Here is a 22,257-nt window from a genome sequence, read left to right on the forward strand (position 1 = left end):
CGCGCCCCCGCCCCCCCCCCGCGCCGTCGTGCATTCCCCCCACGCGTCCGGTCCGCCCCCCGCGGGCCGGACGCTCCTGCCCCGGGATACGGGACTTCTCCAAGCGTCGTAGCAGGTGTTTCGCTGACACCACAATCAGAACACACGGCTGTGAACATTGTCAACGCGTCTCCATGAACTCGGCTGGTTCACATTCTTTATGGCCGCGTTTGTGTCGATGACGACGGAGAGTGCGCGTACCTGAGCGCCGATTGTGCGAATCGGATCGGCGACTTGCCCTGAACTTGGGAAAGTTCCGCGTATTGCGGCGTGCCCGGCCGTATCTTTGATCGTTGGTCATGGGTCATACGCAATGCCGCCGTACCAGCGCCATCGAACCTCGGGAGTTCGTGTGAGTCGCACGTCGCGTTCCGTCCCCACGCTCGCCCTCGCCGCGCTGCTCGCCGGCTTCGCCCTCACCGGCTGCGCGGACTCCAAGTCCGGCGCGGCCGCGGTGGTGGACGGCGACCGGATCGAGATCTCCAGCCTCAACGCGCGTGTCGAGCAAGCCGCCGACACCCGCGAGAAGGCCGGGGGACAGCAGGTGCCCGGCGTGGATGCGACGCGTGCGCAACTCGCCTACATGCTCGAGGAACGCGTCACCAAGGAAGCCGCCGACCGCGCCGGCATCACCGCCACCGCGACCGACGTCGTCGACTGGAAGCGCGTCTGGACGGTGCAGAACCGCGGCGCCTCGCTGACCGACGTCGCGGCCCGCAGCGGCATCGCCGGAGACCAGCTCGACCGCTTGGTGGCCACCGAAGTGCTGCAGGACAAGCTCGTCCTGCAGCAGGCCGCCAAGGAGGGCAAGGTGCCGACCGACGCCATGCTCACCCGCATCCTGAGCGACACCGCGGCGACCCTGAAGATCACCGTCAACCCGCGCTACGGCAGCTCCTGGAGCCCGACCGACGAGGGCGGCGCGCTCAGCCCCACCCAGTACGCCTGGCTGACCCCGAAGTTCATCGCCTGACGCACCACCGCAGGACCGCGGGGGGTCGTGCGGGCGCCGGTCATCGCGGACGCCGTACGGTGATCACGTGAGCGACGTAGAGACTCCTGCCGAAGATGCCGCAGATGCCGCCGACTCCGCCGGGAGCCCGGAGGGCGCCGAGCCGCGCCTGGTCCTGCTGACCGGGACGCACCGCGTCGCGCCCGGGCTGCTCAGCTGGCCCGCCTGGCAGGTGCTGCGGGCGGCGTCCGCGGCGCCCGGCGGGCAGGTGCTGACCGCCGATCCGGCGCATCCGCAACTGCCGTTCGTGCGCGAGGCCGGGGTCGAGGTGACCGTCGTCGCGGCCGGGCCCGCCGCGGCGCTGGCCCGGCGGCTGCTCGCGGACGCGCGTACCGCTCCGGTCGTGTGGCTGGCCGGCTCGGACGGCGACCCCGACCTGGGTGCCGCGATCGGTGCGGCCGCGACCGGCGCGTCCGGCCCCGGCGACCTGCCCGGCATCGAGGTCGTGCCCGGATCGTGGGACCTGCCCGGTGCCCGCCTGCTGGACTTGGTGGCCGTCATGGACCGGCTGCGGTCGCCCGGCGGCTGCCCGTGGGACGCCAAGCAGACCCACGAGTCGCTGGTCCGCTACCTGGTCGAGGAGGCGTACGAACTCGTCGACGCGATCGACTCGGGCGACCGCGCGCACCTGCGCGAGGAACTCGGCGACGTGCTGCTGCAGGTGGCGTTCCACGCCCGGGTCGCCGAGGAGGACCCCGAGGACCCGTTCACGATCGACGACGTCGCGGGCGGCATCGTCGAGAAGCTGATGCACCGTCACCCGCACGTGTTCGGCGATGTGGTGGCCGAGACCGCCGAGCATGTCGAGCGCAACTGGGAAGAGCTGAAGGCGCTCGAAAAGGGCGACAGTCGCGAGTCGGTCGTCGACGGCATCCCGCTCGGCCAGCCCGCGCTGTCGCTGGCCGGAAAGATCATCTCGCGCACCCGGCGCAGCGGACTCGACGTCCCCGTGCCCGGCGCCGTCGCCGAGCCCGAGCAGGTGGACGCCGAGTCCGTCGGAACGCTCCTGCTGGCCGTCACCGACCTGGCCGGACGGCACGGCATCGACGCCGAAACCGCCCTGCGCGCCGCCGCGTTGCGCCACCGCGACCGGGTCCGCGAGGCCGAGGCGCGCGGCACCGCGGAGTAGCCGGCGCGCTCAGCCTACGTGTGCGCCCTCGTGGTGCTCGATGCGCTTGGGCAGGGCCAGAACCAGCAGGAAGACCAGGCCCATCCCGCCGGCGACGCCGTACAGGGTGCGTTCGAAGGACCGCGCGAAGTCGGTGGCGCCTGCCTCGCGGCCCGCGTCCTGCACGGCCTTGCGCACCTGGTCCTGCATCGGCTGCGGCAGGGCTCGCAGCGGTGCGTCGTCGCACGAGGCGGGCACGATGGCCGGGTCCTCTTCCTCCGCGCGGTCGCGCACGCAGTCGCGGAAGCCGGTGACCATCTGGTCCTGGTACGGGGCCGGCACCCCGGCCGCCGCCAGGTCGCGGCGCAGCTGCGGTTCGGCTGCCGAGGCCGCGGCCCCCGCCTGGGCGGTCATCAGGCCGAAGAACACCACGCCGATGAGCGCGATGCCGACCGCGTTGCCGAGCTGGTTGACCGCGTTCAGGACGCCGGAGGCCGATCCGGCGTCCTTCTCCGCCACCCCCGAGAGCACCGTGTCGGCCAGCGGCGGCAGCAGCATCCCCATACCCGCGCCCGCGACGAACAGCGGAACCGCCATGTGCCAGGCGGATATCGCGGTGCCGTAGTGGTCCACCACCACCGCGTACGCCAGCATCCCGGACGCCATCACCAGCGCCCCGAGGCTGAGCACCTTGCGGCCCAGCCGGGGGACGAGCAGTTGGATCGAGGCGCCCGCCGCCACCGAGACGCCGATCGTGAACGGCACGCCGGCCAGGCCCGCGTGCAGCGGCTCCCAGCCGAGGCCGAGCTGCTGGTACAGGCTCCAGGTGAGGAAGAACGCCGCCATGCAGCCCTGGAACAGCAGCAGCACCAGCATGCCCGCGGAGAACGACCGGGCCCGGAACAACCCGAGTTCGACCAGCGGTGACCCGTCGCGCCGCGTCTTGACGCCCTCGTACCAGACGAAGACCGCGAACAGCGGGACCGAGGCGGCCATCGACGCGTACGTCCACCACGGCCAGCCCAACTCGCGGCCCTGCACCAGCGGGTACACCAGCATCAGCAGCCCGGTGGTGACCAGGCCGACGCCCACCAGGTCGAGCTTGAGCGCGTGCGGGGCCTTCGACTCGCGCACGTACACCACCGTGGCGATGATGCCGAGGATGCCGACCGGGATGTTGACCAGGAAGATCGGCCGCCAGCCCCAGCCGAACACGTCGCCCTTGATGAGCAGTCCGCCCACCAGCGGGCCGCTGATCGCGGCGAGTCCGGAAATGCCGCCGTACAGCGCGAACACCTTGCCGCGCTCGGACGGCGGGAAGGTCACGTGCACGATCGCGAGGATCTGCGGCACCATGATCGCCGCCATGAACCCTTGGAAGGCGCGCGCCCCGATGAGCATGCCGGGACCGGTCGAGATGCCGCACAGCAGCGACGCCACCGTGAAGCCGGTCATGCCGATGAGGAACAGCCGGCGGCGGCCGAAGATGTCGCCGAGCCGCCCGCCGGTGATCAGCACCACCGCGAACGTCAGCGCGTACGCGGCCGCGATCCACTGGATCGAGGCGTAGCTCGCGCCGAGTTCGCCCTGGATCGCCGGGATGGCGACGTTGACGATGGTGACGTCGAGCAGGTCCATGAAGCCGGCCGTGAGGACCACGGCCAGCGCGATCCAGCGGCGCCGGTCCAGCGGTTCGCCCTGCTCGCCGGCGGCCGCGCCGGCCGCGCCGGCCGCGTCGGGCGGATGCCCGGGCGGCTGCGCGCCCGCCCGGTCACCGTCCGGCGGGCCGCCCGGTGCGCCGATGCGGGGGCCCGGCTGCTCCGGTTCGTCCTCCCCGGCGCCGCGTACTGCCTTGCCGATGGTGTCGGCCATGCTGCCTCCCCGGTTGCCGTCGCCTCCGCGTCCTTGATTCTGGCAAGCAAGAACGCGGAGGCCGCAGGCGGGTCCGTCCGGCGCAGGCCGTCCGGTCAGGGCGTCCCGTACGTCTTCTCGCCGCCCAGCCACGTCGCGCGCACCGTGATGTTCGCGATCAGGTCAGGCGCCGACTCCCGCGGATCGCGCCACAGCAGCACCAGGTCCGCCGGCGCACCCGGCACCAGCGCCGCCCGGTCGTCGGCGAAGGCCTGGTACGCCACTCCCGCCGTGTACGCGTCCAGCGCCTGGTCGACGGTCAGCCGCTGGTGCGGCGTCCACCCGTCCGCATCCGGCTTGCCGTCCGCGGTCTGCCGGGTCACCGCCACCTGGATGCCGTCCAGCGGCACCAGCGAGCTCACCGGCCAGTCGCTGCCGAACGACAACCGGGTGCCGCGCGCCGCGAGACCGCCCATCGGGTACTGCAGCGCGGCGCGTTCGCCGCCCAGCCGCGGGATCGTCAGGTCGGTCTGCAGGGCGTCGAGCTGCGCCCACAGCGGCTCGAAGTTCGCGATCACGCCGAGTTCGGCGAACCGGTCCAGGTCCGCCGGGTCGACCAACTGCACGTGTGCGATGACCGGACGCCGGTCCCACTCCGGGTTCGCCTCGCGCGCCGCCGCCACCGCATCCAGCGCGGCCCGCACCCCCGCGTCCCCGATCGCATGGATGTGCACCTGGAAGCCCAGCGCATCGAACGCCACCACGGCTTCCCGCAGTTCGTCCGGCGACCACACCGGCATCCCGCAGCTGTGCGGGGCATCGCAGTACGGCTCCAGCATCGCCGCGGTACCCGACTCGATGACGCCGTCCGCGAAGAACTTCACCGTGTGCGCGGTCACCCGGCCCGCCGACTCGGCCGCGATCCGCGCCCGCGCGGCCGGGAACGCCGCCGACTGCGCGTCGCGCCAGCGGTCCGGGTCGGCCCGGAACGCCAGATTGGCCCGGAACCACAGCAGCCCGGCCGCCTCGGCCGCCAGATAGGGCGCGACCATGTCCGGCTCCACCCACGCGTCCTGCACCCAAGTCACGCCGAACTCCGCGTACTTGCGCCCGGCGATGTGCAGCGCCTCGGCCAGCTCCTCGACACTGCGCCCGGGGATCCGGTCCAGCACCAGATCGCACGCATGCCATTCGCGCAACGTCCCCAGCGGCGTACGCCCGTCCTCGCGCCGCACGATCCACCCGAGCCGCGGATCGGGCGTCGCCTCGGTGATCCCGGAACGCCGCAGCGCCTCCGAGTTGCACCACACCGTGTGGTAGTCCGACGCCCGCAGCACCACCGGCCGGTCCGCGACCGCCTCGTCCAACCACCGCGCGTCGAAAGCCCCTTCGGGCGCCAGCGTCGGGTCGTAACTCCCCCCGACGATCCACTCCGCCCCCGGATTCGCGGCCGCCCACGCGCCCACTTCCGCGACGATCTCCGCCACCGACGCGCAGTCCTTCACCGCCGGCCCGAACGCCTCCAGCCCGCCGAACATCGGATGCGCATGCCCGTCCCCGAACGCCGGCATCAGCAGCCCGCGCCCGACATCCACCACCCGGTCCGGCCGCTCGGCATCAGCCATCCGCACCGCCTCGTCCCCGAGCGCGGCGACCACCCCACCGCGCACCAGCAACGCAAACGTGTCGCCGTGCGCGGCACTGTTCGTACGTATGCAGCCGTCCCGCCCGTAGAAGAACCAGCTTTCGCCTGACACAGACTCATCGCCCCTTCACCTCGCACCGGTCCGGCCCCGGCCGGACCATGCCGACGATAAGGGTGAGGCGCTGGAGACCCGCGGAGACTGACAGCAGCTGCCCCGGGACCAGCCGAGTGAATTGTCCTCCTGATGGCTGGTCGGCGATGGCCCGTCCGGTGTCCCGGACCGGAGGTCAGACGCGGCGGAAGATCAGCGCGCGCTTGACTTCCTGGATCGCCTTGGTGACCTCGATACCGCGCGGGCAGGCGTCCGTGCAGTTGAAGGTCGTGCGGCAGCGCCACACGCCTTCCTTCTCGTTGAGGATCTCCAGGCGCTGCTCGGCGCCCTCGTCGCGCGAGTCGAAGATGAACCGGTGCGCGTTGACGATCGCCGCGGGGCCGAAGTACTGGCCGTCGGTCCAGAAGACCGGGCAGGACGTCGTGCAGCAGGCGCACAGGATGCACTTCGTGGTGTCGTCGAACCGCTCGCGGTCCTCCGGCGACTGCAGGCGCTCGCGCGTCGGCTCGTTGCCGGACGTGATGAGGAAGGGCATCACGTCCTTGAAGGACTGGAAGAACGGGTCCATGTCGACGACGAGGTCCTTCTCGACCTCCAGGCCCTTGATCGCCTCGATGGTGATCGGCTTGGTGACGTCGAGGTCCTTGACCAGCGTCTTGCAGGCCAGGCGGTTGCGCCCGTTGATGCGCATCGCGTCGGAGCCGCAGATGCCGTGCGCGCACGACCGGCGGAACGTCAGCGAACCGTCCTGCTCGCCCTTGACCTTGAGCATCGCGGTGAGGATGCGCTCGGTCGGGTCCGCCTCGACCTGGAAGTCCTGCCAGAACGGCACCGGCGGCTCGCCGTTCGGGCCGACCAGGTCGGGGAGGAAGCGGCGGATCCGCAGGGTGATAACGATCGGCGTGTGGTCGCGGGCCGGCTTCTGGGCCGGAGCCGGGCCCGAGGCCGCCTCTTCGATAACGGCAGTCATCAGTACTTACGCTCCATCGGCTGGTAGCGGGTGACGACGACCGGCTTCCAGTCCAGCCGGATCGAGACGTCGCCGTTCGCGTCGACCTCGCGGTACGCCATCGTGTGCTTCATGTAGTTCGCGTCGTCGCGCGCCTGGTAGTCCTCGCGGGCGTGGCCGCCGCGCGACTCCTTGCGGTTCTGCGCGCCGGCCACCAGGACCTCGGCGAGGTCGAGCAGGAAGCCCAGCTCGACGGCCTCGAGCAGGTCGGTGTTGAACCGCTTGCCCTTGTCCTGGATGGAGACGTTCGCGTAGCGCTTCTGCAGGGCCTTGATGTCCGCGGCGGCCTGCTTGAGGGTCTCCTCGGTGCGGTAGACGCCGGCGTTGGCGTCCATCGTCTCCTGCATCTCGGCGCGGATCGCGGCGACCCGCTCGGTGCCGTCGCTGTCGCGCAGGCGCTCCAGCAGGGCGACGACGTCCGCGGCCGGGTTCTCCGGCAGCTCGACGAAGTCCGCGGTCGCCGCGTACTTCGCGGCGGCGATGCCCGCGCGGCGGCCGAAGACGTTGATGTCGAGCAGCGAGTTGGTGCCCAGCCGGTTGGAGCCGTGCACCGAAACGCACGCGACCTCGCCCGCGGCGTACAGGCCGGGGACCACGGTCTCGTTGTCGGACAGCACCTCGGCCTCGACGTTGGTCGGGATGCCGCCCATCGCGTAGTGCGCGGTGGGGTACACCGGGACCAGCTCGGTGGTCGGCTCGACGCCCAGGTAGGTGCGCGCGAACTCGGTGATGTCCGGGAGCTTTTCCTCGATCTGCTCGGCCGGCAGGTGGGTGAGGTCGAGGTAGACGTAGTCCTTGTTCGGGCCCGCACCGCGGCCTTCGAGGACCTCCAGGACCATGGAGCGCGCCACGATGTCGCGGGGCGCGAGGTCCTTGATGGTCGGCGCGTACCGCTCCATGAAGCGCTCGCCGTCGGCGTTGCGCAGGATGCCGCCCTCGCCGCGGGCGCCCTCGGTGAGGAGGATGCCCAGGCCCGCGAGGCCGGTCGGGTGGAACTGGTAGAACTCCATGTCCTCCAGCGGCAGGCCGCGGCGCCACGCGATGCCCATGCCGTCGCCGGTCAGGGTGTGCGCGTTGGAGGTGGTCTTGAAGACCTTGCCGAAGCCGCCGGTCGCAAAGATGACCGCCTTCGCCTGGAAGACGTGCACCTCGCCGGACGCGAGCTCGTAGGCGACCACGCCGGAGGTGGTCTTGTTGCCGTCCTCGTCGTCGACCAGCAGCAGGTCGAGCACGTAGAACTCGTTGAAGAACTCGACGTTCTGCTTGACGCAGTTCTGGAACAGCGTCTGCAGGATCATGTGGCCGGTGCGGTCCGCGGCGTAGCAGGACCGGCGGACCGCGGCCTTGCCGTGGTCGCGCGTGTGCCCGCCGAAGCGGCGCTGGTCGATGCGGCCCTCGGGGGTCCGGGAGAAGGGGAGGCCCATCTTCTCCAGGTCCAGGACCGCGTCGATCGCCTCCTTGCACATGATCTCGGCGGCGTCCTGGTCGGTGAGGTAGTCACCGCCCTTGACCGTGTCGAAGGTGTGCCACTCCCAGTTGTCCTCCTCGACGTTCGCGAGGGCGGCGCACATGCCGCCCTGGGCGGCGCCGGTGTGGGAGCGGGTCGGGTACAGCTTGGTGAGAACGGCCGTCCGGCTGTTCTTGCTCGCCTCGAGGGCGGCACGCATGCCGGCGCCGCCCGCGCCGACGATGACGGTGTCGTACTTGTGGATCTGCATGACCTGTATGTCCTCTGGTACCGATCTCCGCGACCTCATGAGGCACGCGTTCGGGTGCGTTCGAGTGCGGTCCGTCGGCCGGCTACTGGCCGATGTTCGGGTCGAAGGTGAAGATCACCAGGGTGCCCGTGAAGAGCACGATCAGCGCCGACGTGTAGAGCAGCACCTTGAGCCAGAAGCGGGTCTGGTCGCGCTCCGCGTAGTCGTTGATGATCGTGCGCAGACCGTTGACGCCGTGCAGCTCGGCGAGCCACAGCATGACCAGGTCCCAGGTCATCCAGAACGGGTTGGCCCAGCGGCCCGCGACGAACGCGAAGCCGATCCGGGTCACGCCGCCGTCGATGATCAGCTGGATGATCAGGTGGCCGATGACCAGGACGACCAGCAGGATGCCGGACAGCCGCATGAACAGCCAGGCGTACAGCTCGAAGTTGGTCTTCGTGGAGCGCGGCGAGCGCTTCGACCGCGGGGCCTCGAGGGCCGGGCCGCCGCCGGTGATCTTGGGAGCGTTCTCGATCAAAGCCATGTCGTTCAGCTCCCGAAGACTTCGCGGAACGCGTGGTTCAGGATCGGGTACGCGGCACCCGCCATGAGGACCACCCAGATGCCCATGACGATCCAGAACATCTGCTTCTGGTAGCGCGGGCCCTTCTCCCAGAAGTCGACCGCGACGATGCGCAGGCCGTTGAGCGCGTGGAAGAGGATGGCCGCCACGAGGCCGTACTCCATGACGCTGACGATCGGGTTCTTGTAGATCTCGATCGTCTCGTCGTAGGCCTCGGGGGAGACCCGCACGAGAGCGGTGTCGATGACGTGGGCGAACAGGAAGAAGAAGATGAGGACTCCGGTGACTCGATGAGCCACCCAGGACCACATGCCTTCCCGGCCGCGGTAGAGCGTTCCAGCCGGCACGGAAACTACCCTCCGGATGCGGTAGACGGGGCTCGGCCGGCAAGCCGTCGGTCGGCCCGGCCGGGACCCTTCCTCCGGCCCCGGCCATGTTAGCCACCTAATCTCCCGGCTCCGGCCCGGGGGCGCGCGATGTGATCGATTCCGCACCCGCACGGGAACCAAACGGGTGACACGGGACGTCCAGGATCGTTCCCCGCGACCCGAAGTGACGGAGCGTCACCAAAAGCCGGGGCGCCGCGGACCGCGCGTATTCCTTGCTCCGGTCAAGTGACTTGGGGACGGATGTCACACCGAGGCCGTGTATCGATCTTCCGGCACTGTCCCTACGATGCGTTCACATGACGGAGGCTACTGTCGACGGCGGCACGTCTACCGGCTCCACCTTTGCTTCGCAGTTCCCGCAGCCCACGCGTGAACAGTGGCAGGGCCTGGTGGCCGGCGTGCTCCGCAAGTCGAGGGTGATCGGTGCGGACGACGCACCCGAGAACCCTGAGGATCTGCTCGCGACCACCACCTACGACGGCATCAGGCTGGCCCCGCTCTATACGGCCGACGATGCCTCGCCCGACGCCGGCGTCCCCGGACTCCCCTCGTACGTACGAGGCGCCCGCGCGGCCGGCAGCGCGCTCGACGGCTGGGACGTCCGCCAGCTGCACGCCGACCCGGACCCGGCGCGCACCGCCGAGGCCGTGCTCGCCGACCTGGAGAACGGCGTCTCGTCGGTCTTCCTGCAGACCGGCCCGGGCGCCCTCGACCCGGCCGAACTGCCCCGCGTGCTGACCGGCGTGCTGCTCGACCTCGCTCCGGTGGTCCTCGACCCTGGCGCGGACTTCGCCCCGGCCGCCGACGCGCTCCTCGCGGTCTTCCGCGGCAGCGACGTCGCGCCCGGCGAGATCCGCGGCAACCTGGGCGCCGACCCGCTCGCCGTGCACGCCCGCACCGGACGCGCGCCCCAGGCCGGTGCGGACCTCGCCGCCGCTGCCGGCCTCGCGGTGCGTGCGCACGCCGAGTTCCCGAACCTGCAGGCCATCGCGGTCGACGCGCAGCCGTACCACGAGGCGGGCGCCTCCGAGGGCCAGGAGCTGGGCGCCGCCACCGCGGCCGGCGTCGCGTACCTGCGCGCGCTCACCGCCGCGGGCCTGGACGTCGACACCGCCCTCGGCCTGGTCGAGTTCCGCTTCGCGGCCACCGCCGACCAGTTCCTCACCATCGCCAAGCTGCGCGCCGCCCGCCGCCTGTGGGCCCGCGTCGCGCAGGCCTCGGGCGCCGCGTCCGGCGCGCAGAAGCAGCACGCGGTCACCTCGTGGTCGATGGCCACCCGGCGCGACCCGTGGGTCAACATGCTGCGCACCACCGTCGCCGCCTTCGCGGCCGGCGTCGGCGGCGCGGACGCCGTGACGGTACGCCCGTTCGACGCCGCCCTCGGCCTCCCGGACGCCTTCGCCCGCCGCATCGCCCGCAACACGCAGGCCCTGCTGCTCGAAGAGTCGCACCTCGCCCAGGTCATCGACCCGGCCGGCGGCTCCTGGTACGTCGAGAAGCTCACCGACGAGCTCGCGCACAGCGCCTGGGCGTTCTTCCAGGACATCGAGCGCGCCGGCGGCATCGCCGCGGCGCTCGACTCCGGCCTGGTCGCGGACCGCATCGCCGAGGTGCGCGCGGCCCGCGAGAAGGCGCTCGCCACCCGTACGGACCCCCTCACCGGCGTCAGCGAGTTCCCGAACCTCACCGAGGAGCCCGTGGTCCGCGAGCCCGCGGCCGCACCGGAAGGCGGCGGCCTGCCGCGCGTCCGGTACGCCGAGGGCTACGAGGCGCTGCGCGACCGCTCCGACGCGATCCTCGCCGCGAAGGGCGAGCGCCCGACGGTCTTCCTGGCCACCCTCGGCCCGGTCGCCCAGCACACCGCGCGCGCCCAGTTCACCCGCAACCTGTTCGCCGCGGGCGGCATCGACGCGGTCGAGGCCGGCCCGGTCGAGACCGACGACGAACTCGTCGCGGCCTACCGCGCGGCCGGAACGCCGCAGGTCGTCGCGATCACCTCCAGCGACAAGGTCTACGCGGACGCCGAGAAGCTCAGGCAGACCACCGCCCGGCTTCACTCCGCAGGCGCGCACCACGTCTTCCTGGCCGGTGCCCCCAAGAAGTGGGCTGAGAGCAACGTCGACGGGTACGTGTACCTCGGGTGCGACGCGCTCCAGGTGCTGGACCAGGCTTACTCGATCATCGCGGGAGCCGACCGATGAGCATTCCCGACTTCACCGGCATCGACCTCGGCACGCCCGAGGCCGCCGACGCCGAGGCCTGGGTCGCCGCCGTCGCGCAGGCGACCGGCAAGGACGCCGCCGAACTGGCCCGGGACACCCCCGAGGGCATCCCGGTCAAGGCGCTGTACACCGGGAAGGACACCGAGGGCCTGGACTTCCTCGGCACCTACCCGGGCATCACGCCGTACCTGCGCGGCCCGTACCCGACGATGTACGTCAACCAGCCGTGGACCATCCGCCAGTACGCGGGCTTCTCCACCGCCGAGGCGTCCAACGCCTTCTACCGCCGCAACCTCGCGGCCGGCCAGAAGGGCCTGTCGATCGCCTTCGACCTGGCCACCCACCGCGGCTACGACTCCGACCACCCGCGCGTCGCGGGCGACGTCGGCATGGCCGGCGTGGCGATCGACTCGATCTACGACATGCGGCAGCTGTTCGACGGGATCCCGCTCGACCAGATGTCGGTGTCGATGACGATGAACGGCGCGGTGCTGCCGATCCTCGCGCTCTACATCGTCGCGGCGGAGGAGCAGGGGGTGAAGCCGGAACAGCTCGCGGGGACCATCCAGAACGACATCCTCAAGGAGTTCATGGTCCGGAACACCTACATCTACCCGCCCAAGCCCTCGATGCGGATCATCTCCGACATCTTCGCGTACACCTCGCAGAAGATGCCGAAGTTCAACTCGATCTCCATCTCCGGCTACCACATCCAGGAAGCCGGGGCCACGGCCGACCTGGAGCTGGCGTACACCCTCGCGGACGGCCTGGAGTACCTCAAGGCCGGCATGGACGCGGGCATGGACGTCGACGCGTTCGCCCCGCGGCTGTCCTTCTTCTGGGCCATCGGCATGAACTTCTTCATGGAGATCGCCAAGATGCGCGCGGCCCGCCTCATCTGGGCGGACCTGGTCCAGTCGGTCGGCGCCAAGAACCCCAAGTCGCTGTCGCTGCGCACCCACTCGCAGACCTCCGGCTGGTCGCTGACCGCGCAGGACGTCTTCAACAACGTGGTGCGCACCTGCATCGAGGCGATGGCCTCCACGCAGGGCCACACCCAGTCGCTGCACACCAACGCCCTCGACGAGGCGCTCGCGCTGCCCACCGACTTCTCCGCGCGCATCGCGCGCAACACCCAGCTGCTGCTGCAGCAGGAGTCGGGCACCTGCAACGTGATCGACCCGTGGGGCGGCAGCGCGTACGTCGAACGCCTCACGTACGACCTGGCGATGCGCGCCCGCGAGCACCTCGCGGAGATCGAGAAGGCCGGCGGCATGGCCGCCGCGATCGACGCGGGCATCCCCAAGCTGCGCATCGAAGAGGCCGCGGCCCGCACCCAGGCCCGCATCGACTCGGGCCGCCAGCCGCTGATCGGCGTCAACAAGTACCTGGTCGACAACGACCAGCCGATCGACGTCCTCAAGGTCGACAACGCGCAGGTCCGCGCCGACCAGATCGCCAAGCTCGAACGCCTGCGCGCAGAGCGCGACTCCGCCGAGGTGGCCCGCGCGCTCGCCGCGCTGGCCGGCGCCGCCGAGGCCGACCTGGCCGGCGAGCGCCCGAACGACCTGGAGCACAACCTCCTCAAGCTCGCCGTCGACGCGGCGCGCGCCAAGGCCACCGTCGGGGAGATCTCCGACGCGCTGGAGAAGGCGTACGGTCGGCACCAGGCGACGATTCGCACGCTCACCGGCGTGTACCGCGAGGAGGTGGGTGCCACGGGCAACGTCGAGCAGGTCCGCACGCTCGTCGAGGCCTTCGAGGAGGCCGAGGGCCGCCGCCCGCGCATCCTGGTCGCCAAGATGGGCCAGGACGGCCACGACCGCGGCCAGAAGGTCATCTCCACGGCCTTTGCCGACCTCGGCTTCGACGTCGACGTGGGCGCGCTGTTCCAGACCCCGGAGGAGGTCGCCCGCCAGGCCGTCGAAGCCGACGTCCACGTGGTCGGCGTCTCCTCCCTCGCGGCCGGCCACCTGACCCTGGTGCCGGCCCTGCGCGAAGAGCTGGCCAAGCTCGACGCGGGCGAGATCATGGTCGTGGTCGGCGGCGTCATCCCGCCGTCCGACGTCCAGCCGCTGCTCGACATGGGCGCCGCCGCGGTCTTCCCGCCCGGCACCGTCGTCTCGGACGCCGCGGTCGACCTGCTGAAGCGACTGTACGGCCAGCTCGGCCACGAGCTTCCGGCCTGACATGCCGCGGGTGATCGATGTCGGCCAGTACGCGGAAGGCGTGCTGGCCGGCAACCGCACCATCCTGGCCCGCGCGGTCACCCTGGTGGAGTCCACCCGGGCCGACCACCGGGACCTGGCCCAGGAGTTGCTGGTCAAGCTCCTGCCGCACGCGGGCGGCGCGCACCGGGTCGGCATCACCGGCGTGCCCGGGGTCGGCAAGTCCACCTTCATCGAGGCGCTCGGCACCAAGCTGACCGGTGCCGGGCACCGCGTGGCGGTGCTCGCCGTCGACCCGTCCTCGACGCGGACCGGCGGCAGCATCCTCGGCGACAAGACGCGCATGGGGCAGCTCGCCGTCGACCCGGCGGCCTTCGTGCGGCCGTCCCCGACCGCGGGCACCCTCGGCGGCGTCGCGCGCGCCACGCGCGAGTCGATCGTGCTCATGGAGGCGGCCGGCTACGACGTCGTCCTCGTCGAGACGGTCGGTGTCGGGCAGTCCGAGGTGACCGTCGCCAACATGGTCGACTGCTTCCTCTTCCTGACCCTCGCGCGCACCGGCGACCAGCTCCAGGGCATCAAGAAGGGCGTCCTGGAAATGGCCGACATCGTCGCGGTCAACAAGGCGGACGGCGACTACGCGGCGGCCGCGAAGATGGCGGCCCGCGAACTCCAGGGCGCACTGCGGCTCATGCGCCGCCCCGGCGAGCCCTGGTACACCCCGGTGCTGACCTGCTCGGGCCTCACCGGCCTCGGGCTGGACGAGCTGTGGGACACCGTGGTCAAGCACCGCGAGACGCTGGAGAACGCCGGGCTGCTCGCCGAACTGCGGCGCCGCCAGCAGGTCGACTGGACCTGGGCCGCGGTCCACGACGCGCTGCGCGCCGAACTGCACGCCGCACCCCAGGTCAAGGCCCTTGTCCCGGACCTGGAACGCCAGGTCAGGGACGGCGAGATCACCGCGACCCTGGCCGCGGCCCGCATCCTGGACGCCTTCCGGGACCGCAACGCCTGACTCTCCGGAACCCGCCCCCGTCGCTTCGCCGGGGGCGGTTTCGCGTTCGGGGGTGACCTCACCGGCAGCTCGGCAGTTGTTGACAGTTGGTGGGCGAAAGACTGGGCAGGGACAGCCCATGTCTTCTCACGACAACCAGTCGCCCAAGTGGACGTACCGTCATACCCCCACCGGCCCTGGAACATGCGGCTCGGAGAGCACTTTTTCTCACCCTAACGGGGGTAATTCGCTCTCTACCACGCCGGGGGCATTGAGGCAACGTACCCTTGTCGGGGTGAGCGCATCCCAGCCCGAAGGCTCCGGGAGCGGGGCTTCGGTCCCGCCCTCCGTCCTGGCCTCCCGCGTCGCCGCATACGGCGACGAACTCGTGGCCTTCCGCCGCGATCTGCACATGCATCCCGAGTTGGGCCGGGAGGAGTTCCGCACCACCAAGCTCATTCACGACCGCCTGGTCAAGGCCGGTCTGACGCCCCGTCTGCTGCCCGGCACCGGAGTGGTGTGCGACATCCTCCCGGCGCGCGGCAGCGGCGACGGCCGCGGGACCATCGCGTTCCGCGGCGACATCGACGCGCTGCCGGTCGAGGACCAGAAGGACGTGGCGTACCGCTCCCAGGTCCCCGGCGCCGCGCACGCGTGCGGCCACGACCTGCACACCGCGGTCACGCTCGGGGCCGGCCTGGTGCTCGCCGACCTGGCCCGCGAGGGCAGGCTGCCGCGGCCGGTCCGGCTGATCTTCCAGCCCGCCGAGGAGAAGTTGCCCGGCGGCGCCCTCGACGTCATCAAGGCCGGCGGCCTGGACGGCGTCGAGGAGATCCACGCGGTGCACTGCGACCCGGGCGTCGAGGTCGGGCGCGTGGCGCTGCGGGTCGGGGCCATCACCTCCGCGTGCGACCGGCTGATCGTCACGCTCGGCGGCCCGGGCGGGCACACCGCCCGCCCGCACCAGTCCACCGACCTGGTCACCGCGCTGGCGAAGATGGCCGGCGAGCTGCCCGCCGCGCTGGCCCGGCGCATCGACCCGCGGTCCGGGGTCAGCATCGTGTGGGGCCGCATCGCGGCCGGATCCGCACCCAACGTCATCCCGCAGCGCGGCGAACTGGACGGCACGCTGCGCTGCCTGGACCTGGAGGCCTGGCGGCAGGCGCCGGACCTGCTGCAGGAGCTGATCGACGCGATCGCCTCGACCTACGGCGCGAAGTGGGAGCTGGAGCACCACCGCGGCGTGCCGCCGGTGGTGAACGAAGCCGGGGCGGTCGCCGCGGCGCGCGGGGTGGCCGCCGGGTTCCTCGGCGCGGACGCGATCGAGACGACCGGGCAGAGCCTGGGCGGCGAGGACTTCTCGTGGTATCTGGAGGATGTCCCGGGCCAGCTCACCCGGTTGGGCGTGCGGGCTCCGGGGGAGGCGCCGTACGACCTGCACCAGGGCCGGTTCGATGCGGACGAGCGCGCGATCGGGGTCGGTGTGCGGCTGTTCGCCGGACTTGCCACGAGAGCTCCCCGGTAGCCGGTCGATAACGACCCGGACACGAATCAGGCCCCGTACCGAGAGGTGCGGGGCCTGGCTTTTACCGGAGCGCAACAGTGGGAAACCGTGGAGCGGTAAGACGTCGCCTACTGTGCGGTACGCGTCACCCGGTCGGCTCAGCAGATCGTGTCCAAGTGGTGATCCGACCTGTATGTCAGAGATATTGATTTTGTATGTATGCTCGGCGGCGGTTCGGTGTCTACGCGCGTACACGCCGGATTCTACCCGCGTTGAACGCCGTACGTCAGCTCTTCGGCACCGTACGTCGTACCGCTTGATTCGCTGATTTCGCGCCACGTGGCGCGCATCGGAAGGAGACACCCCGTGCGCCGGGTATCCAAGGTCGCTGTGATCGCGGTCAGCGGGGCTCTCGCCCTGACCGCCACTGCTTGCGGTAGCAAGCCGAAGGACGACGACAAGGGCTCGCAGCCGAGCGCCGGCTCGACCGCGACGGGTGGCGCGGGCGCCACCAACGCCGCGAACTTCAAGGGCTGCATGGTCACCGACCAGGGCGGTGTCGACGACCGTTCGTTCAACGCTGCCGCGTGGGCCGGCTTCAACAAGGCCAACAAAGAGCTCGGCATGCAGATCAAGAAGGTCGACTCCAAGACGGAGAACGACTACGTGCCGAACATCGACAGCCTTGTCGCGGACAAGTGCGACGTCATCGTGTCGGTCGGCGGCCTGATGGCCAAGGCGACCGGCGAGGCCGCGAAGAAGAACCCGAACCAGAAGTTCATCATCGTCGACTCCTCGAGCGTCGAGCCGAACATCAAGGGCCTCGAGTACAACACCGCGCAGGCCGCGTTCATGGGCGGCTACCTCGCTGCGTCGCAGTCCAAGAGCGGCAAGGTCGCGACCTTCGGCGGCATGAAGATCCCGCCGGTCACGATCTACATGGACGGCTTCGTCGAGGGCGTCAACTACTACAACAAGCAGAAGAACAAGTCCGTGCAGGTCCTCGGCTGGGATGTCGCCAAGCAGGAGGGCTCCATCGCGGGCAAGTTCGACTCGCAGGCGGACGGCCAGCGCATCGCGAAGGACTTCATCGCGCAGGGTGCGGACGTCATCCACCCGGTCGCCGGCGCGACCGGCCTGGGTGCCGCGGCCGAGGCCAAGGAGTCCGGCAAGGCCGTCATCGTCTGGGTCGACACCGACGGCTACGAGAGCGCGGCCAACTACAAGGAGGTCATGCTCTCGACGGTCACCAAGGCGATGACCGAGTCGGTCTTCCTGTCGCTGAAGGAAGCCTCCGAGAACAAGTACACGACCAAGCCGTACCTGGGCACCCTCGCGAACGACGGCGTGGGCCTGGCTCCGTTCCACGACTTCGACTCCAAGGTCTCGGCCGAGACCAAGGCCGAGCTCGCCAAGATCAAGTCGGACATCGTGGCCGGCACCATCAAGGTCGAGTCGGCGGCGGCCCCGAAGGGCTGATCCGACACCGGATGCCGCGGACGACTGCGTCCGCGGCATCCGCCGTTGCCGCGGCCCGCTCCGACGGGCCGCGGCGCATCGCTTCACCCGCAGCACCAGAACCCTTGACCACCCCCGCACGCCCCGCCGCCCGGGACGTAGCGCCGCTGAGGAGGTGACCGCGCTGAAGCTGGAACTGCGCGGGATCACGAAACGGTTCGGATCGCTGGTCGCGAACGACCACATCGACCTGACCGTCGAGCCCGGAGAGATCCACTGCCTCCTCGGGGAGAACGGCGCGGGCAAGTCGACCCTGATGAACGTCCTGTACGGGCTCTACGAGCCCACCTCGGGCGAGATCGTGGTCGACGGCACGCCGCGGGAGTTCAGGACCGCCGGCGACGCCATCGCGGCCGGCATCGGCATGGTGCACCAGCACTTCATGCTGGTCCCGGTCTTCACCGTCGCCGAGAACGTCATGCTCGGCCACGAGGAGACCCAGGCGCTCGGCTGGCTGGACCGCCGCCGCGCCAAGAAGAAGGTGCTCGACCTGGTCGCCGAGTACGGCCTCGCGGTCGACCCGGACGCCCTGGTCGAGGACCTCCCGGTCGGCCTGCAGCAGCGCGTGGAGATCCTCAAGGCGCTGGTCCGCGACGCGAAGGTGCTCATCCTCGACGAGCCCACCGCGGTGCTGACCCCGCAGGAGACCGAGGAGCTGTTCCGGGTCATGCGCTCGCTGCGCGAGTCCGGGGTGTCCATCGTCTTCATCACCCACAAGCTCAAAGAGGTCAAGGCGGTCGCGGACCGCATCACGGTCATCCGGCGCGGCAAGGTGGTCGGCAGCGCCGACCCCGCGGCCTCGGAGACCGAACTGGCCTCGCTCATGGTCGGCCGCCCGGTCGACCTGGTGGTGCACAAGGAGCCGGCGCAGCCCGGCGAGGTGCGGTTCGCGCTGGACAAGCTCACCGTGCTCGACGACTTCGGCAACGTCCAGGTCGACGCGGTCGACCTGGAGTTGCGCGAGGGCGAGATCCTCGGCATCGCGGGCGTGCAGGGCAACGGCCAGACCGAGCTGACCCAGGCCATCCTCGGCCTGCGCAGGCCGGCTGCCGGATCGATCCGCCTGGACGGCCGGGACATCACCGCGCTGAGCCCGCGCAAGACGCTGGACGCCGGCGTCGGGTTCGTCCCCGAGGACCGCCAGCACGACGGCATCGTCGGCGAGTTCACCGTCTCCGAGAACCTGGTCCTGGACCTGGTCACCCGGCCGCCGTTCGGCAACGGCATCTCGGTGGACCCCAAGGCGGTCCGGGACAACGCGCGCAAGCGCGTCGCGGAGTTCGACATCCGCACCCAGAGCATCGACACCCCGGCCGGCTCGCTGTCCGGCGGCAACCAGCAGAAGGTCGTCGTCGCCCGCGAGATGTCCCGCCCGCTGCGGATGTTCATCGCGTCCCAGCCCACCCGCGGCGTGGACGTCGGCGCGATGGAGTTCATCCACCAGCGCATCGTCGCGGAGCGCGACATCGGCACCCCGGTGATCATCGTGTCCACCGAACTGGACGAAGTGGTCGCGCTGGCCGACCGGATCGCGGTCATGTACCGCGGCCGCATCGTCGGCATCGTGCCGCCCACCGCGAGCCGCGAGCAGCTCGGCCTGCTGATGGCCGGCGTCGACGACCCGGAGCTGCTGGCCCGCGCGGCCGGCAACCCGAACCTCGTGACCGAGGACGACAGCACCGCGACCGCCGAGGGCTCCGCGCCCGAGGCCGACCCGACCGCCGGGGAGGAGGGACAGGCATGACCGAGTCGAACAACGCGAACCGCGGCAACGACGCGAACGACGCGAGCGGTTCCGGCAAGGCGAACGAGCCGGCCGCCGCGCCGACCGCGACGCAGCCCGCCGCCAAGGCGCCGCAGAAGTCGTTCGGCCGCCAGGTTCTCGACGGCATCGTGACCGGCAACTCGGCCGTGGTCACCTTCCTCGCGATCGTGCTGGCGCTGGTCGTCGGCGCGATCCTGATCGTGCTGTCCGACCAGGACGTCCTGGACAAGTACCAGTACTTCTTCGCGGACCCGGGAGACGCCCTGTCGGCGTCCTGGACCGTGGTGAAGGACGCGTACGTCGCGCTGTTCAAGGGGGCGATCCTCGACCCGGACACGCTCGACTCGAACTACGCGCCCTACATCCTCAAGCCGATCTCCGAGACCATCTCGATGGCCACCCCGCTGATCTTCGGCGGTCTCGCGGTCTCCATCGCGTTCCGGGCCGGCCTGTTCAACATCGGTGCGCAGGGCCAGCTGATCGCGGGCGCGATCCTGGCCTCCTGGGTCGGCTTCACCTTCGACCTGCCCGGCGCGCTCCTGCTGATCCTGGTCATGCTCGGCGGCATCATCGGCGGCGCGCTGTACGCGGGCCTGGCAGGCGTGCTCAAGGCGCGCTTCGGGGCCCACGAAGTGATCGTCACGATCATGTTCAACTACATCGCGGTGTACTTCCTGGGCTGGCTGCTCACCACCACGACGTTCCGCGAGGCCGACCAGCAGCAGCCGATCGGCAAGCCGCTGGACGACGGCGCGCTGCTGCCCCGGCTGTTCGGCGACGAGCTGCGCATCAACCTCGGCATCATCCTGGCGCTGGCCGCGGTCGCGCTGTACTGGTGGATCCTCAACCGCTCCGCGATGGGCTTCGAGCTGCGCGCGGTCGGATCCAACCCGGACGCCGCACGCACCGCGGGCATGAGCGTGGGCCGCGCGCAGATCGTCTCGATGGCGATCGCCGGCGGTCTGGCCGGCATGGTCGGCGTGTGCCAGCTGGCCGGTCCGTACAACGCGGGCCACCAGCTGAGCCCGACCATCGACGCGGGCCTCGGCTTCACCGCCATCACGGTCGCCCTGCTCGGCCGCACCAAGCCGCTCGGCGTGGTGTTCGCGGCGCTGCTGTTCGGCGCCCTGCAGGCCGGCGGTTCGACGATGCAGGCGGCGGCCGGCGTCTCCATCGACATCGTCATGGTCATCCAGGCGGTCATCGTGCTGTGCGTCGCGGCGCCCGCACTGGTCCGCACGATCTTCCGCCTCAAGGGCGCGCACAAGGGCGGCGAAGGCGGCCTGGTGGCGAAGGAAACCGCAGGGGCGGAGGCCGTCTGATGTCGAACACTCTCATCACGCCCGAGGCGGAAGCGCCGCAGGAGGCCTCCGGTGCCGCCGCGCGCACGCTGCGGGCCGCGGCCCGGCGCCGCGCCCTGATCACCGGCGGCGGCTTCATCCTGCTCGGCCTGTACGCGCTGTGGGCGTTCGGCCTGGGCACCAAGAGCGGCATCGACGCGACGTTCGGCATGACCGTGTCCGGTTCCGGCCCCGAGGTCGGCGACCTGGACGTCGCCGCGCGCGCCACCGCCATCGCCATGGCGGTGCTGTGCATGGCGGCCGGTGTGGCGCGCATCGTGCTGGCCCCGGACAACAAGCTCGTGGGCCGGCTCACCGCCGGGGTGTTCGTGGTGGCCTTCCTGGTCGCCTTCCTGTGCTGGGCGGTGGCCGGCAAGCAGATGTCCTTCGCGGGCGCGCTGCAGAACACCATGCTCGCCGCCACCCCGCTCATCCTGGGCGCCCTCGCGGGCGTCATCGGCGAGCGTTCCGGCATCGTCAACATCGCCATCGAAGGCCAGTTCCTGTTCGGCGCGTTCGGCGCCGCGCTCACCGCGTCGGTCACCGACTCGCTGTGGGCCGGCCTGATCGCGGGCGCGGTGGCGGGCGGCCTGGTGGGCCTGCTGCTCGCGGTGTTCGCGGTGCGCTATGTCGTCGAGCAGGTCGTCCTCGGTGTCGTCATCAACCTGCTGGTGGCCGGCCTGACCGGCTTCCTGTACTCGCAGCTGATGCGCCCGAACGCCGACAAGTACAACAACCCGGACATCTTCCAGAGCCACGCGATCCCGCTGCTGTCCGACATCCCGGTCATCGGCCCGGTGCTGTTCGACGTCAACATCATCGTGTACCTGATGTACGCGCTGGTCGTGATCGTGCACTTCGCGCTCTTCAACACCCGCTGGGGCCTGCGCGCCCGCGCGGTCGGCGAGCACCCCACCGCGGCGGACACGGTCGGCATCAAGGTCAACCGCACCCGGTACCTGAACGTCTCGATGGCCGGCTGCATCGCGGGCATCGGCGGCGCGTTCCTGACCATCGGCACGGTCGGCTCGTTCAGCAAGGACATGGCCTCCGGCGCGGGCTACATCGCGCTTGCCGCGGTCATCTTCGGCCGCTGGCGGCCGCTGGGCGCGGTCGCCGCGGCGCTGATGTTCGGCTTCTTCAAGGCGCTGGCCACCTCGCTGCAGACCCTGCAGACGCCGATCCCGACCGAGTTCCTGACCATGCTGCCGTACATCGTCACGGTGTTCGCGGTGGCCGGCCTGGTGGGCAAGGTGCGGCCGCCGGCCGCGGCCAACAAGCCGTACGTGAAGGGCTGA

The 22,257-nt window shown here is 70.8% G+C and carries 16 protein-coding genes; 10 read left to right on the forward strand and 6 right to left on the reverse strand.

The window, feature by feature from the left end; genetic code table 11:
- Positions 1-391 precede the first annotated feature (391 nt).
- A complete protein-coding gene (locus LZ495_RS21470; protein WP_235054223.1) occupies positions 392-1,012 on the forward strand; it encodes a SurA N-terminal domain-containing protein in 621 nt (206 codons plus the stop codon).
- A gap of 67 nt (positions 1,013-1,079) precedes the next feature.
- Entirely contained in the window at positions 1,080-2,180 is a 1,101-nt protein-coding gene (locus tag LZ495_RS21475) for a nucleoside triphosphate pyrophosphohydrolase (protein ID WP_235054242.1), read from the forward strand.
- A gap of 9 nt (positions 2,181-2,189) precedes the next feature.
- Here LZ495_RS21475 and LZ495_RS21480 read toward each other — a convergent pair whose 3' ends face one another.
- From LZ495_RS21480 to sdhC, 6 genes are all read right to left on the reverse strand, one after another.
- Positions 2,190-4,031, reverse strand: coding sequence for an MFS transporter (locus tag LZ495_RS21480; RefSeq protein WP_268823161.1), 1,842 nt, complete (start codon positions 4,029-4,031; stop codon positions 2,190-2,192).
- Between the two features lie 95 nt (positions 4,032-4,126).
- Entirely contained in the window at positions 4,127-5,767 is a 1,641-nt protein-coding gene (locus LZ495_RS21485; RefSeq protein ID WP_235054243.1) for an amidohydrolase, read from the reverse strand.
- Positions 5,768-5,942: 175 nt separating this feature from the next.
- Positions 5,943-6,737 carry a succinate dehydrogenase iron-sulfur subunit gene (locus tag LZ495_RS21490; protein ID WP_235054245.1) on the reverse strand — a complete coding sequence of 265 codons (795 nt, stop codon included), beginning with the start codon at positions 6,735-6,737 and terminating at the stop codon, positions 5,943-5,945.
- Complete coding sequence (sdhA, locus tag LZ495_RS21495) at positions 6,737-8,494, reverse strand: succinate dehydrogenase flavoprotein subunit (RefSeq protein WP_235054247.1); 1,758 nt, start codon at positions 8,492-8,494, stop codon at positions 6,737-6,739. Before sdhA ends, LZ495_RS21490 begins: the two co-directional genes overlap by 1 nt.
- A gap of 82 nt (positions 8,495-8,576) precedes the next feature.
- A complete protein-coding gene (locus LZ495_RS21500; RefSeq protein WP_235054248.1) occupies positions 8,577-9,020 on the reverse strand; it encodes a succinate dehydrogenase hydrophobic membrane anchor subunit in 444 nt (147 codons plus the stop codon).
- A gap of 5 nt (positions 9,021-9,025) precedes the next feature.
- Entirely contained in the window at positions 9,026-9,406 is a 381-nt protein-coding gene (gene sdhC, locus LZ495_RS21505) for a succinate dehydrogenase, cytochrome b556 subunit (RefSeq protein WP_308268492.1), read from the reverse strand.
- Positions 9,407-9,744: 338 nt separating this feature from the next.
- Here sdhC and LZ495_RS21510 point away from each other — a divergent pair, with 338 nt between their 5' ends.
- The 8 genes from LZ495_RS21510 (at position 9,745) to LZ495_RS21545 (ending at position 22,257) form a co-directional block, all read left to right on the forward strand.
- Positions 9,745-11,649 carry a methylmalonyl-CoA mutase subunit beta gene (locus tag LZ495_RS21510; RefSeq protein ID WP_235054249.1) on the forward strand — a complete coding sequence of 635 codons (1,905 nt, stop codon included), beginning with the start codon at positions 9,745-9,747 and terminating at the stop codon, positions 11,647-11,649.
- Positions 11,646-13,859, forward strand: a complete 2,214-nt coding sequence (scpA, locus tag LZ495_RS21515) for a methylmalonyl-CoA mutase (RefSeq protein ID WP_235054251.1) — start codon at positions 11,646-11,648, stop codon at positions 13,857-13,859. Before LZ495_RS21510 ends, scpA begins: the two co-directional genes overlap by 4 nt.
- 1 nt (position 13,860) lies before the next feature.
- A complete protein-coding gene (gene meaB, locus LZ495_RS21520) occupies positions 13,861-14,853 on the forward strand; it encodes a methylmalonyl Co-A mutase-associated GTPase MeaB (RefSeq protein WP_235054253.1) in 993 nt (330 codons plus the stop codon).
- Positions 14,854-15,127: 274 nt separating this feature from the next.
- Positions 15,128-16,357 (forward strand): amidohydrolase, encoded by a 1,230-nt coding sequence (locus LZ495_RS21525; RefSeq protein WP_372498617.1) that lies wholly within the window; start codon positions 15,128-15,130, stop codon positions 16,355-16,357.
- 345 nt (positions 16,358-16,702) lie between these two features.
- Positions 16,703-17,815, forward strand: a complete 1,113-nt coding sequence (locus tag LZ495_RS21530; RefSeq protein ID WP_235054255.1) for a BMP family lipoprotein — start codon at positions 16,703-16,705, stop codon at positions 17,813-17,815.
- A 154-nt stretch (positions 17,816-17,969) separates the two neighbouring features.
- On the forward strand, positions 17,970-19,598 hold the full coding sequence (locus LZ495_RS21535) for an ABC transporter ATP-binding protein (RefSeq protein ID WP_235054257.1): 1,629 nt from the start codon (positions 17,970-17,972) through the stop codon (positions 19,596-19,598).
- Positions 19,595-20,941, forward strand: coding sequence for an ABC transporter permease (locus LZ495_RS21540; RefSeq protein WP_235054258.1), 1,347 nt, complete (start codon positions 19,595-19,597; stop codon positions 20,939-20,941). The genes LZ495_RS21535 and LZ495_RS21540 overlap by 4 nt, the downstream gene beginning before the upstream one ends.
- Entirely contained in the window at positions 20,941-22,257 is a 1,317-nt protein-coding gene (locus tag LZ495_RS21545; RefSeq protein ID WP_235054260.1) for an ABC transporter permease, read from the forward strand. The genes LZ495_RS21540 and LZ495_RS21545 overlap by 1 nt, the downstream gene beginning before the upstream one ends.

Origin of the sequence: Yinghuangia soli (assembly GCF_021502675.1) — a bacterium.
Lineage (GTDB): Bacteria > Actinomycetota > Actinomycetes > Streptomycetales > Streptomycetaceae > Yinghuangia > Yinghuangia soli.

Excerpts from the sequence above, each read along its gene's own strand:
- LZ495_RS21480 (WP_268823161.1), bottom strand. The coding sequence starts at position 4,031 with ATGGCCGACACCATCGGCAAGGCAGTACGCGGCGCCGGGGAGGACGAA.
- LZ495_RS21490 (WP_235054245.1), bottom strand. The coding sequence starts at position 6,737 with ATGACTGCCGTTATCGAAGAGGCGGCCTCGGGCCCGGCTCCGGCCCAG.
- sdhA (WP_235054247.1), bottom strand. The coding sequence starts at position 8,494 with ATGCAGATCCACAAGTACGACACCGTCATCGTCGGCGCGGGCGGCGCC.
- LZ495_RS21500 (WP_235054248.1), bottom strand. The coding sequence starts at position 9,020 with ATGGCTTTGATCGAGAACGCTCCCAAGATCACCGGCGGCGGCCCGGCC.
- LZ495_RS21510 (WP_235054249.1), top strand. The coding sequence starts at position 9,745 with ATGACGGAGGCTACTGTCGACGGCGGCACGTCTACCGGCTCCACCTTT.
- scpA (WP_235054251.1), top strand. The coding sequence starts at position 11,646 with ATGAGCATTCCCGACTTCACCGGCATCGACCTCGGCACGCCCGAGGCC.
- meaB (WP_235054253.1), top strand. The coding sequence starts at position 13,861 with ATGCCGCGGGTGATCGATGTCGGCCAGTACGCGGAAGGCGTGCTGGCC.
- LZ495_RS21540 (WP_235054258.1), top strand. The coding sequence starts at position 19,595 with ATGACCGAGTCGAACAACGCGAACCGCGGCAACGACGCGAACGACGCG.
- LZ495_RS21545 (WP_235054260.1), top strand. The coding sequence starts at position 20,941 with ATGTCGAACACTCTCATCACGCCCGAGGCGGAAGCGCCGCAGGAGGCC.